The 12440-nt window shown below is 66.8% G+C and carries 11 protein-coding genes and 1 pseudogene; 8 read left to right on the top strand and 4 right to left on the bottom strand.

The annotated features are described in order from the left end of the window. The 3 genes and pseudogenes from BN4332_RS34590 to BN4332_RS35755 all read left to right on the top strand — a co-directional run. Nucleotides 1-594: pseudogene (locus tag BN4332_RS34590) on the top strand (GAP1-N2 domain-containing protein); the annotation flags it as partial. Between the two features lies 1 nt (nucleotide 595). Further along, the gene (locus BN4332_RS22855; protein ID WP_066901795.1) at nucleotides 596-1753 is read left to right on the top strand and encodes a hypothetical protein; all 1158 of its coding nucleotides are present in this window, start codon (nucleotides 596-598) and stop codon (nucleotides 1751-1753) included. A gap of 61 nt (nucleotides 1754-1814) precedes the next feature. Beyond that, nucleotides 1815-2897, top strand: coding sequence for a pyridoxamine 5'-phosphate oxidase family protein (locus BN4332_RS35755; RefSeq protein ID WP_494337819.1), 1083 nt, complete (start codon nucleotides 1815-1817; stop codon nucleotides 2895-2897). On the opposite strand, the gene BN4332_RS22840 is transcribed toward BN4332_RS35755, so the two are convergent. Continuing rightward, entirely contained in the window at nucleotides 2869-3834 is a 966-nt protein-coding gene (locus BN4332_RS22840) for a pirin family protein (RefSeq protein ID WP_066901794.1), read from the bottom strand. The two genes, BN4332_RS35755 and BN4332_RS22840, sit on opposite strands and share 29 nt — an antisense overlap. A gap of 44 nt (nucleotides 3835-3878) precedes the next feature. Here BN4332_RS22840 and BN4332_RS22835 point away from each other — a divergent pair, with 44 nt between their 5' ends. After that, nucleotides 3879-4145 carry a DivIVA domain-containing protein gene (locus BN4332_RS22835; protein WP_084459382.1) on the top strand — a complete coding sequence of 89 codons (267 nt, stop codon included), beginning with the start codon at nucleotides 3879-3881 and terminating at the stop codon, nucleotides 4143-4145. Nucleotides 4146-4372: 227 nt separating this feature from the next. Here BN4332_RS22835 and BN4332_RS22830 read toward each other — a convergent pair whose 3' ends face one another. Further along, nucleotides 4373-4666 carry a WhiB family transcriptional regulator gene (locus BN4332_RS22830; protein WP_036443741.1) on the bottom strand — a complete coding sequence of 98 codons (294 nt, stop codon included), beginning with the start codon at nucleotides 4664-4666 and terminating at the stop codon, nucleotides 4373-4375. A 384-nt stretch (nucleotides 4667-5050) separates the two neighbouring features. Between BN4332_RS22830 and BN4332_RS22825 the strand changes: the two genes are divergently transcribed. Next, nucleotides 5051-5842 (top strand): helix-turn-helix domain-containing protein, encoded by a 792-nt coding sequence (locus BN4332_RS22825; RefSeq protein WP_066901793.1) that lies wholly within the window; start codon nucleotides 5051-5053, stop codon nucleotides 5840-5842. 10 nt (nucleotides 5843-5852) lie between these two features. Here the strand turns inward: BN4332_RS22825 and BN4332_RS22820 are convergent, their stop codons facing one another. Next, nucleotides 5853-7325: a MinD/ParA family ATP-binding protein gene (locus tag BN4332_RS22820; RefSeq protein WP_066901792.1), complete on the bottom strand. Its 1473-nt coding sequence runs from the start codon at nucleotides 7323-7325 to the stop codon at nucleotides 5853-5855. Nucleotides 7326-7546: 221 nt separating this feature from the next. After that, nucleotides 7547-8716 carry a hypothetical protein gene (locus BN4332_RS33330; RefSeq protein WP_160110913.1) on the bottom strand — a complete coding sequence of 390 codons (1170 nt, stop codon included), beginning with the start codon at nucleotides 8714-8716 and terminating at the stop codon, nucleotides 7547-7549. A gap of 171 nt (nucleotides 8717-8887) precedes the next feature. Here BN4332_RS33330 and BN4332_RS22805 point away from each other — a divergent pair, with 171 nt between their 5' ends. From BN4332_RS22805 to BN4332_RS22795, 3 genes are read left to right on the top strand one after another with little or no spacing between them, the layout of a single operon-like run. Then, nucleotides 8888-10027 carry a helix-turn-helix domain-containing protein gene (locus tag BN4332_RS22805; protein ID WP_084459381.1) on the top strand — a complete coding sequence of 380 codons (1140 nt, stop codon included), beginning with the start codon at nucleotides 8888-8890 and terminating at the stop codon, nucleotides 10025-10027. Next, the gene (locus BN4332_RS22800) at nucleotides 10024-11244 is read left to right on the top strand and encodes a DUF7373 family lipoprotein (RefSeq protein ID WP_066901788.1); all 1221 of its coding nucleotides are present in this window, start codon (nucleotides 10024-10026) and stop codon (nucleotides 11242-11244) included. The genes BN4332_RS22805 and BN4332_RS22800 overlap by 4 nt, the downstream gene beginning before the upstream one ends. After that, nucleotides 11241-12440, top strand: coding sequence for a DUF7373 family lipoprotein (locus BN4332_RS22795; RefSeq protein ID WP_066901787.1), 1200 nt, complete (start codon nucleotides 11241-11243; stop codon nucleotides 12438-12440). The genes BN4332_RS22800 and BN4332_RS22795 overlap by 4 nt, the downstream gene beginning before the upstream one ends.

The raw sequence follows: 12440 nt of genomic DNA, 5'->3' as shown, positions 1-12440 counted from the left end.
GACGACAACGGCGACAGCACGGCCGTCGCCTGTGCGGCGGTGCGGCACATCGAGCCGCGTGACTGGCTGCACCAGCGGTATCTGCACACCCATCAGAGTTCGTATACACCGCTGTGGGATCAGGCACTCGCCGGTTCGGAGCCGGCCGCGGTCCACCCGGATTTCGCCGCGCGGCTACTGGCATTTGCCCTGTTGGGATCGTTCACCGCTCAGCCGTACCCGCAGGCCTGCAACCTGCTGGCCGCCGAAACGGATTGCGGGGCAGAGGCGGTCGCCCGGGTGCTGCCACTCGTCGACGGCGCGCAGCTGCCGCCCGCCACGGTGGTGGCGGTCAGCCTGTTGCGCACCGCAGCGGCCGAGGCGGCCGGCCGGGCCGTCGACCCGATGGATCAGCTCGGGAGTCAGCTGGCCGGGCAGGTGGCGCCCACCATGACGGGCGCCGACGCGGAATCCGTGGTGGTGTTGATGGCGCAGTTGTCGGGTGACTCCTCCGAGGGGACGATGCGCGGATACCGGAGAATGGTGAGCGGGCTGCAGACGCGACGGGGCGAGCACCCGTCACTGGCGGAACGACTGAGGGGGAGCCGGGGCTGACATGAGCAAATGCCCACGCTGCTTCACCGCGCTGAGCCCGACCAATCATCTGTGGACGCTGCCGGCGCAGGCCGGCGGCACCCGATACCGCGACGATGTCGCGTCGGCATATCTGGGTGCGCCCGCCGACTGCGGACCGCTGTACACCTGGACGCGCACTCCCGGCTATCACGGCCCGCCGCCGCCGACCTCCGAGGCCAGCCGGGCGCTGCAGGGACCCGCGGTCGAGATCTGCCCGGTCTGCCACTTCATCCTTCCCGACGGCTTCCGGGAAGGGCATGCCATCTGTATCGCCCTGGCCGGTGCGCGGGCCACGGGCAAGAGCCTCTACATCGCGGTGCTGATCAAGCAGCTCGAGTTGTTGTGTGAGCGGTTCGGCGTGGTGCTCGAACCGGTCACCCGCGCCACCGCGCAGAACTACGCGACCAACTACGAGGGCCCGCTGTACGTGCAGCGTGGCCTGCTGCCACCGACTCCGACTGTGCACACCCAGGCCCCGAATCAACGTGAGCCATTGGTCTACTCGATCGGTGTCTGGCACGGCGTGCGGCGATTCCTGGTGCTGCGCGATGTCGCGGGCGAGGACCTGGAGAACGGTGATCTGCGTGCCCCGCCGTTTCAGTTCTTCGCCCATGCCGACGCGGTGTTCTTCATGTTCGATCCGTTGCGGGTCAAGGCCATTCGCGACCAGCTGCAGGACCTGCTGCCGCCGCAGCCGTTCAGCGGCGGAGAACCCCGCTCGGTGCTGGGCAACCTGCTGTCGGCGGTCAACCCGGGCCAGCCCAAGTTGGCGGTGATCCTGTCCAAGTTCGACGTGCTGCGTGCCCTGCGGGATGTGCAGGGTTCGGAGTGGGCCCTGGTCATGTCCAACGGGGGAGCGGCCTTCCTGCGCGACACCTCCGACGGCAAGCAGTACGACGACGTGGACTCCCAGCTGCTCGACCAGGAGGTACGCAGCCTGCTGGTCCGTCTGCACGGCGGCGCGATCGTGGCGGCCGTGGAGAACCCCGCCGTGGGCCCCCGGCTGGCCAGCCGGTATTTCGCGGTATCGGCGCTCGGGCATCCGCCCAATGGAAACCGCCTGCACGCCAGGGGTATTGCCCCGTTCCGGTGTGTCGATCCGGTGCGCTGGGTGACCACACAGTTCGGCGTGCTGTAGCGGGCGGTGGCCGGCTCTCGGTGCCTGGCTATGGTGGGCTGACCAAGCAGAGAGGTGACAGGTGGGCAAGAACGAGCGCACGAAGATCGTCATGAGCGACGACGAGATCGCCGAATTCGTCGAACGCAGCCGCACCGCGACGATGGCCACCGTGCTGTCCGACGGCCGACCCCATCTGGTCGCCATGTGGTACGCGGTGCTCGACGGCGAGATCTGGTTCGAGACCAAGGCCAAGTCGCAGAAGGCGGTGAACCTGCGCCGCGACCCCACGATCACGGTGATGATCGAGGACGGGCACACCTACGACACCTTGCGTGGGGTGTCGATCGACGGCACCGCCGAGATCGTCGACGATCCGGAAACCATTCTGCGCGTGGGGATCAGCGTGTGGGAGCGCTACACCGGCCCGTACACCGAGGAGATGCGCCCCTTCGTCGACCAGATGATGAACAACCGCATCGCGGTTCGAGTGGTGCCGAGCCGCCGGCGCAGCTGGGATCNAGCCGACGACCGGCTGTCGCTGGGGGCGCTGCTGCTGCGTGATGGCGACGCCGAGGGCAGCACGATCGGCGACGACGTGCTGGACTGGCTGGCCGAGGCCGCTGTGGTGCCCGAACCCGCGGAACTCGCCGCTGCCCAGCCGTGGGATCCGGTGTGGATCCGTGCCGCGTTGCGTGGGCTGCGGTCACGTCGACGCGGAGCGCTCCTACCGGGCGATCCAGGGGCACAGCTGTGGTGGCTACGTACCACACAGCCCGAACACTTCGAGGCTGCCGCCGCGGCGGCGGTGTGGAATCCGGCGGACTTGTTGCTGGCCGTCGGCGCCGACCCGCTGCCAGGAACGGCGGCCCTGCGCACCCTGCTCGGTGCCGCCGATTCCGTCGCTCTGAGCCAGCTCGCCGGCAAGGTGATCGACGACAACGGCGACAGCACGGCCGTCGCCTGTGCGGCGGTGCGGCACATCGAGCCGCGTGACTGGCTGCACCAGCGGTATCTGCACACCCATCAGAGTTCGTATACACCGCTGTGGGATCAGGCACTCGCCGGTTCGGAGCCGGCCGCGGTCCACCCGGATTTCGCCGCGCGGCTACTGGCATTTGCCCTGTTGGGATCGTTCACCGCTCAGCCGTNGGCCGCGGCTTGAGCCTGCCGTTGGGCAGCGGCGGCGCGGGCAGCCGCGCAATCCGGCCGCCGTAACCGCGGACGTCGCCGAACCGCGGGTCATTCGCCTGCCACTGTTCGCGGTAGGTGGCGATGTCGTCGTGGCTGCGACCGACGAAGTTCCACCACATCACCAGTTCCTCGGTGAACGGCGGCCCCCCGAGCAGGATCGCGCGGGCCGGGCTGTCGTCGCGGTTGGCCAGCTCCAACTCGGTACGGCCAGGCGCCTGGTAGGCCAGGTCCGCGATGGCCAGCGTCGTCCCGCACACCGCGATCGTGCCCTGGTCGAGCAGGACCCCGTGTTCGAAGGCCGGATCGACGTCCAGCGTCAGGGTCGCACCCGGGTCAAGATCGATCTGGGCGCCCAGCAGCGGCGTGAAAGTATGCACCGGCGATCGGGATTCGGCCAGCTCGCCGAGGAACACCCGGATCGTGGCGCCGTCGGCGGCTACCGGCGGCGGAGCGAAGTGAGCGAAGTCGCGATCGGTGTTGCGGTCGGAGTCGGGTAGTGCCACCCACAGTTGCACCCCGTGCAGGATCGTCGTCGGGTCGACGGAGACCTCGGAGTGGCAGATGCCGGCACCGGCCGTCATCAGGTTGAGCTCGCCGGGCCGGACCATGGCGTGCACACCGGCGCTGTCGCGATGCTCGATCAGCCCTTCGAAAAGCCAACTGACCGTTTGTAATCCGGTATGGGGATGGGGCGGCACATCCATTCCACGGCCGGTCCTGACATCGTGCGGACCGTAGTGGTCGGCGAAGCACCAGGCCCCGATCATGGAGCGGTCTCGTTGCGGCAGGGTGCGCCTGACCAGGATTGCCCGCGGCCCGCCCAGTGGCACCTCGCGCGGGTGCAGCACGCCGGTGAACTCCGAGCTGGCGCAGGTGACCTCGGCAGGCGCCGTATCGGTGTTGCTCATGACCTCACGGTAATCGCGTTCGGTTGAGATCTCGCGCGGTTAGCATGACCGGCATGAGCGGGGGATTGACTGCCGAAGATGTTCGCAGCACGGAGCTTTCGAAGCCACCGTTGGGCAAGCGGGGTTACGACAAGAAGTCGGTGGACGATTTTCTGGCGTTGGTTGCCCGGCGCCTCGACGGGCGCGGGCATCTGAGTGCGGACGACGTCCGCAACATCGCGTTTCCGAAGCCGCCGCTGTTTCAGCGCGGCTACAACGAAGACGAGGTGGACGCCCTGCTCGATGCGGTGGTAGCCACGCTGGAGCAGTAGCGATCCGGGAAAAGTGGGGGACGGTGCCGTCACTGCGCCTCTCGGCGAGTGGTCGCTCGAGGCGACGGTTCTGGTGTGGGGCCCGGGGCAATGCCCGGCACCGTCGGAGGGTGTAACGACACACCCCGGGCCCCTATTCCTCCCCCGGTGGAACCTTGCCCTTGCCCTGCCGTCCCCTCGAATCGGCAGCGCAAGGGCCGTCGGAAAGTCTGAGTTACGCGGGAGGGTCAGGCGGCTTCGGGAAAGACCAGGCCGAGCTTGCGCACCGGGTATCCGTTGCGCTCGGCGAGCGATCGCAGCTGCTTGAGCGCGAAGGTGCGGCCGCGGCCCCCTTCCGGAACCATGATGCCGGCCCAGAGCCCTTCGGCCCGGGGCAGTTCGCAGGCCTCCCTGGCGCACAGCCAGCGCCGGGGGCATTCCCGGCAGATCACCTTGGCCTGATCGTCGGGGGTGGAGGTCCACCGCTCCGGGTCGCTGGTGCACACGCCGAGCGGGATGCCATTGGCCATGAGTGCGTTCATGCTGCTGCTCCTGTTAGGGCTTCTGTTGCGGTGGGTACCGCGTTGAGGAGAACGCTATACCAACAACCGTAGCGATGCAACAGTTACTTCGAAATCGCTACGAATCGGCGCTACGGACTGGCTGCGCGCTACCGGTGCGGAACCACCTGTAAAAGGGGTTGTGGCGGTAATTCCGCACGTCAGAGCCGCTTCGGTATCGCTGCGTACCCGTAGCATGACTGCAGTTTCGCGCACGAAAAGTCGTAGCGGTGGAAGTTGTTTGCTAGGACTGAAAAGAACCTAAGGCGTAGCGCCGCTGCGGTCTGAGGTAAGCTTGACCGGACACCGACAACCGCTTCAGGCACTCCGCTGAGGCTGAGCACATCGGCGAGGAAACAGCCCCGTATGACCGACGCTGAGTACGATCTCGCCACCGGCGAGTTCGATGTCGGACTCATTCGCGCCGGCGCTGCGGCGGCGGCACGACGGCGTGAACTGGACATCAGCCAGCGCAGCCTCGCAGCAGACGGGGTCATCAATGCCGGCGCGCTCATCGCGTTCGAGAAGGGCCGCAGTTGGCCGCGCGAACGCACCCGGCTCAAACTCGAAGAGGTGCTGCGATGGCCACCGGGCACCATCGCCCGGTTGCGCCAGGGCGGTCCGGTACCAGATACCGGGGTTTCGGCGCCCGCGCCCGTCCAAAGGCCGATCGCAGTCACCGGGGAGCCGCTCGTCGCCCCGCCGGTGAGTGCGCCGCCACCCGGTGACGACGTACCCCTGATCGCTCAAGCGGTGCTCACCGCGGTCACGACGCTCGAGACGACCATCGAGGCCCTGCCCGATGTCAATGATCCCGAGTTCACCCCGAGTGTGACGGCCGTCCTCGGCGACCTCCGGCGTCTGGAAGCAGTGGCGTCACGGGCCGCTCGGATCGGTATGGTCACCCCGGCGTTGATCAAGGCGCTGAGCGCGGTGCGCCGCGAGATCGACCGGCTGACCGCCCGGGCTGCCGGCGCACCCGGGGCCACTCTCGGGCAGCGCCTTTATGCGGCACGTCGGCAGGCGAACCTCTCCATCAGCGAAACCGCAACGGCTGCAGGGGTCTCCGAAGACACCGTGGCCCGCGTCGAGGCGGAGTATCCGATCGACGCACCCGCCGTCCAGGCCCTGGAGGCGCTGATCGGCGCGATGCGCTGACTCGGCGTAGCTAGCGGTCCCGCCGGTCGTCGTGGGTGGGGAAGTGCTCCGCCAACGCCGCGGCGATCTCCAGGAAGCGGCGCCGGGTAGCCGTTGACATCTCGCGAGGGTCGACGACGCCACCCGGCCGCAGGTGCCCGTCGAACGGCACCTCGATGACCCGCTGGCCCTGCCCTGAGAACTGCCCGGCCAGGATGGTGCGCGTGCGTTTGTCGGCGTGACCGTCGGAGTCGTTGAGAACCACCACGGTGCGCTGCAGCAGGCTGGTCATCTCGTGGGCGGCCAGCCAGTCCAGCGTCTGACCGGCGGTGGCGGCGCCGTCGACCCACGGTGAGGACACCACGATCAGGCCGTCGAGATCACGCAACACCTCTTGGGTCACGGGCGAGTCCATGGTCGAGCTGCAGTCCACCACCGAGATGGAGAAATGCTTGTCCAGCCGGGTGGTGGCCTCGCGGTAGATGGCCGCATCCAGCACCCGACGGCGGGCCGGTGTCCCTTCGCCGGCCAGGACGAACAGTCCGGCGGCATTGTTGCCGACCCGGCTGCGCACGTCGGCGAACGAGTCGAGGTGCTTGTCGTTGGCGAGCTCCCAGTAGGAGCTCTGGGCCTGCGGGTCGACGCGGCTGCCGAGCTTGCCGAACGAGGTGTCGGCGTCGATGGCGACCACGCGGTCGTCCTGACGCAGTTGAGCGAAGATCGATCCGACGCTGGCCGACACCGTGGTCTTGCCGACACCGCCCTTGCCCATCACCCCGACCTTGTAATGGCCGCGCAGGACGCCTCGGATCTTCTTCTCCAACTCCGCCTGATGGAGGTCGTCAGGGGAGGGGCCGGGATTGATCAGCCCGAACGTGGCCCGATACACGAACAGTCGCCAGCCACTGCCCGGTGGCTGACGCTTCGGCGGCACCAGGTCGTTGACCCGGATGCGGTCGGCATAGGAACTCGTCGGCAGTGGTGGCGCATCGGCTGCGGCAACCGCCGCGGGATCGTGTGCGAAGCCGCCTTCGGCCGGCCAGGGTTGGCCGGCCGGCGGTCCGTAGGGATGCTGCGGTGGGCCGCCGGGCCCAGGGGGTCGCTGCGACGGCAGCTGCCAACCAGGCGGGTGTTGTTCCCACGCATCAGGACGGGATTCCGGGTGCGGGCCGGGTTGTGGCGGCGCTGGTGGCGCCGGTGGAGGTGGTGGTGGCGGCGGTGCCTGCTGTTGCTGCGGTGGGACCGGTGGCGCGGGAGGAGCCTCGCGGAAGGTGTTCCGTGCTCGTTCGGCGTCGGGATCCGTCGGAACGACCTGCCCGGAGTCGTTGGGATCGGTGGTTTCCGGAGGCTTGGACGGGACGAAATTCACCGGGGGGCGCCCGGGAATCGACGGTGGCGGCTCCGGCGGCTTACGCCGGGTCGGGCGGGTATCTGGTTCGAAATGAGATTCCTCCGGCCCCGTCCAGCCGAGCTCTCTGCGCAAGGTGTCGTCGGGGTCGGGCACGACTGAATCTCCTCCGGAAATGAGACGACGGGAAATGCGACCGCTCTCAAGTATCGACTACAACACAGGTTGAACGTAGTTGACCCGTGAGAGTTGCTCACAGCAAACAACCAGGAACCGGTCGGCCCAACGGGACGTGGCAACCGGGAAACGAAAAATGCCTTCCGGAGTCCGGAAGGCATTCTCGCTGTTCATGGCGGCTGGCCAGCTGTGGACCCTGGCTAGCGGGGAGGAGAAGACATCCGCTGGATGCCGCGATGCACCTGGATGCCGACATAGCCGAGAATCGCAGCGGTGATCACCGTTATGCCGAGGCCGAAGAGAAGCCTGAGCATGAGGCTCCCGGTGGAGTATGGGATCGAACTCAGATCGACCAGAGCGGCGACGGTGAACAAGATGCTGATGAGTGAGAGCACCACGCCGACGCCGCAGATTCCGTAGGCGATGAACTGATGGGCCTTTTTCGTGCCCAGGGCGAAGTACAGGTAGCAGAGCCCGATGCCGATGGCCAACCCGAAAATCGTCCCGATCGAGCCCAACAGGCCGAACATGATCGCGAGAAGTATTCCGCCCGCGTACGTCAGGTAGATGAACTGATCCGACTGCTGCGGAGTCTGGCGCCACTTCTGGAACCACGGTTGACGGAGCAACTCACCGCGAATACCCCGCGACATCAATTGCGCGATGAACGAATTGCTCTTGGAGAGCAGAGCATTGGCCGCTTCCATCGGGCTTTGAGCGCCGTTGGCCGAGTACGGGTTCTGCGGTCCCGGCGGGTTGGGTGGGTACCCGCCTGGCGTGGGTGCACCGGGCCCATATCCGGGCGGGGGTGGCGGGGTGCCGTAACCGGGGGACTGAGGTGGTGTCGCGCCGAAACCCGGGGGCGCAGGCGTGCCGTAACCCGACGGTGACGGTGTGGGCGCGCCGAAGCCCGGCTGCTGAGGCGGTGCGCCGAAACCAGCCGGCGGCGGTGGCGGCGTGCCGAAACCTGGCGGGGGAGGTGGAGGTGTGCCGTAACCGGCGGGTGGCGGTGGCGGCGTGCCGAAGTTCTGGGGCGGTGGCGGCGGTGCGCCGTAACCCGGTGGCGGGGGCGGTGTCGCTCCGAAGCCGGGCTGCTGCGGCGGCGGACCGGCGGGGAAAGGCGGCTGCGCATTGGGCGCGGGATGCCCGGCGGCCGGCTGGGGCGGCACCGGGGCCTTCGGGATCACCAACTGCGTCTTTTCCTGGTCGAATGCCGACGGTGCCGAGTTGACGACCCTGGTTCGGTTCTCATCGTCGGAGTTCGCGCCCGCGGCGTTCGTTCCACCGTCTGGGTTCACCAACTGCGTCTTGTCGGCATCGGCTGCGGAGGGGATCGAGACGTCCCCTCCCGCCGGGTCTTGATCGACCATCGTCTCGGCGTTCCTCACGTCAAAAGGGATTTGGCAGTTTGGCGATTACGTTACGTGCTCGCCGAGCGGTCGTGGTGCACCAATTTCGGTCGGCCACGAAAGCTGGTTTGAAGTGCGACGGAAAACTGAAGCGACGCAAACCTGTAGCGCCGCTACGGTTAAGATACGGCAATGGCATCAGCGGAGTCGTTCGTGGGCGACGTCGGCCTGGCTCCTGCCTTGACCATCAAGTGGCTCGACCATCTCGAGACCTTCCAGCCGGGGCGAGCGCCGATCACTGTGGGGCGTGCGGAGAACCTCAGTGCGCAAATCCGGATTCCGGACAACCGCATCTCCCGTGAGCACATCACCGTGACGGTCAGGGACGGTCAGTGGATCGCCCGTGCTGTCGGGCGCAACGGGGTGTTTCTCGGCAACGACCGGGTGGAGAGCGAGTTCGCGGTGCCGCCCGACTCCGAGGTCGACGTGATGCTGGGACACCCGGTTGCCGGAATCCCGATGTCGTTCTCGACCCGGGATCCGGTCAACGTGCACGTCGGCGAGCAGATTGCCCGGCGCCGGAAAGAGCTCGGCATCAGCCAACGCACACTGGCCGATGAAGGAGTGGTGAACGCGGGGGCGCTCATCGGGATCGAGAAGGGCCGCAGCCAGCCGCGGGCAAAGACCGAGGACTCCCTGGAGAAGGCGCTGCAGTGGCCCAAGGGAACGATCGAGCAACTGCGCAGGCAGATCCGAGCCGGCGTGGCCCGCCCGTCCTTGGCCGAGATCCGCGCCACACCGGTCGCGCCGATCGGAACCGTCGACAGTGACGGTCCGACAGAGCTTCTTCGCTACGACGGTGACGGAGAAATCACCTCAACGGTCGAGGTCACGCTGGTAACCGAGACCATCGGAATCGCGCTCAGTGCCACGCGCAGTCAGATCGCAGCGCTGCCCGACCCGGCGCAGCCCGAGTATCCGGCGCGGGTGGCCGCTGTGACCTCTGACCTGGCTCGGCTCGAGCAACTGGCCGTCAACGCGTCCCGCAGTTCGATTGAGATGGTTCGCGAGTTGGGTGAGATCCGGAGGCTGCGCCGCGAGCTGACGTTGGCCGCGGCGGCGTCTCCTTATGCCACCTTGGGGCAGCGGTTGTTCGCCGCCCGGCGAAACGCGGAACTGAGCATCGACGAGGCTGCGCCGATGGCCGGTGTGAGCGCCGAGGACATACGGCAGATAGAGGCCGGGGCTGAACCCGGTGGTGGGGTTGAGATTCAGCTGCAACGATTCATTGCAGCGCTGGGATCGGATTCGGGGAGTAGGACAGCTGGATGATCAGAATTGCGGGGGCATTCGTCGCCATCACCATCGCCGTGACGGCAGTGGGCTGCACCAGGGAGGCGCCGGCGCCGCAGCCCAAGGCTGCTGAGCAGGCCGAGGCCAAGTCCGGGGAGGTCGACGTGTCAGCGCTGGACCCTGGCAACTACCCGACCAAGCCCCTGCCGCCCATGGGTAATGGTGGCGACCGCCAGCACGTCGCGGTGCTCGAGGCGAACCGGATCGCCGAAGTCGTGGTGGGGCCATGGGAGGTTGATCCGGCTCTGATCGCACCCGGCCAACTTGGCATGGCGTTCGGTGGAACGCCGATCATCTTCGGGACGCTGAACCGGGTGGCAGACAAGGAGGTTGCCGATGCCGGCCGCCCCGGGCACATCAGCGGGTTCACCTCAATCCGCAAGGGCGAGAACAAGAAGCTCCTGACCAACACGGTGCTGGAGATGGAGAATCCCGAGGCTGCGAAGGCCGCGGCGCACGCGATGCCCCAGACGTTGCTCGATTTCGCCAGCAAGTACGAATTCCGGCAGAGCACGTCGGTGATGCCGATTCCGGGTCACGGGGACACCTTCGCCGTTGCTTCCACCTCCAAGTACCCGAACGAGGAAGGCCTCCTGCAGAGGGTGAACGCGTTCACCGCACGCGGTCCGTTCGTTCTGATGCAGTCCGCCGAAACCGGCGGTGATATCGCAGAGGCGGTATCGCTGGTGGCCAAAACCCTCGATCTGCAGATTCCGGCCATTGATTCGTTCACCCCGACCCCGCCGGCGGAGTTGGCGAATCTCCCCAGGGATCCCAGCGGCTTGCTGGCCCGCGCATTGCCGGTCCCTCCGAAGGGTGAGACATTCCTGAACAATGCCACGTTCGGTCCACGGGGAATGCTGCATTACGAGTCGGATCCGATTGCGGCGGGCAAGGTTTTCCGGGATGCGGGGGTGGACGTGGCCGTCATGGCAGACGGAATCGTGTACCGGGCTCGCGACAACGCGGCAGCCAAGACGCTGGCAACCGAGTACACCGCTACCAGTCCGGCGACCGGAACCACGCCTGCCGAAGCGGTGCCCAACCTGCCAGGCGCGACGTGCAGTCGCATCGGCGACCAGAACCACGTGTGCACAGGGGCTTTCGATCGAGACGTGTTCGTGGTGTCCGGACCGCGATTGAACGATGTGCATCAGAAAGCTGCCGCACAGTATCTGATTCTGGCCGCGAAGTGATCGGCGTGATGAACAAGCGGCTGCTCGGCGCCTTGTGCGGTGTCGCGGCGCTGACACTCGGGGCGACCGGATGCAGCACCGTGATCGACGGTGTGGCGGTCAAAGATCCTGCGGTAGCTGCAGACGCCGTGAACACGGCGCTGTTGCAGACAGGCAACTACCCGACCGCTCCGCTCCCCCCGACGCCACCGTCAGACCGCGCGGGCAAGATCGCCGACGCTCACCGCATGGCCGAACATGTAGTGGTGGGCTCGGAGGTTGACCCCGCGTTGACGAGACCTTTGACGCTGTCGACCACCCCGCTGGTTCTTCCGTCGTTCCTCAACAACATGGTCCGTGAACCGTTGGGAGACATCGCTGCTGCACGCGGGTTTGTCAATGGGTTCTCCACTGGCTGGGCTGAACCCGGGCCCAATGAGCGTCGCACCGATCTGGGCCATACGGTGTTGCGCTTTCCCAGCGACCAAGACGCGTCTGCGGTCGCCAACGATACGCACCAACAGTTGAAGGCCCTGCCGGACTCCTCACCACCGGAGCCGGTTGCGGTGCCAGGGCATCCCGAGGCGTTGGCGACGAAGCAGATTCTCAAGGACGGCCGCACCATCATCACGAGCTTCGCGGCACATGGTCCTTATGTGCTCATTGACGAAGTGACGTCACCCGACTCGGCCCGGGCCGCGAGCCTGGTGGCGAAGGCCCTGGACCTACAGGTGCCTGCAATCGACTCGTTTCAACCGACCCCGGTGGCTGAGCTCGCCACCATGAACCCGGATCCCACCGGCCTGTGGTCCCGCACCCTGCAAACCGCCGAATACATGCCGGTCATGGGTATCTACGGGCCGCACGGCATCATGCATCTGATGCAACCCGAGGTGCGCCCGATATTGGAGACCGCAGGAGTCGATGCGGTGTCCTGGGCCGGTGTCAACAAGGTCTACCAGACGCGCGATGCCGCCGCCGCGCGCGGCTTGGCAGACACCATTGCCAAAGACTTCGGGACGACGGGGAAACCCGCAGCGAGCGTTCCCGGAATGCCGAGCGCGAGATGCTTCCACGTATCCGATGAGAATGCATTTGTGAGCAGGTACAGCTGTGTGGCGACAGCCGACCGGTGGGTCATGGCGGTTGTAGCCCCGCGAGAAACCGATGCGGCCCAACAACTCTCAGCTCAGTATCTGATGCTGGTCGGAAAGTAA

Source organism: Mycolicibacterium houstonense (assembly GCF_900078665.2).
Classification (GTDB): Bacteria; Actinomycetota; Actinomycetes; order Mycobacteriales; family Mycobacteriaceae; genus Mycobacterium; species Mycobacterium houstonense.
Note: the sequence above shows the minus strand (reverse complement) of the source record. Positions and strands in the feature narration are given on the sequence as shown.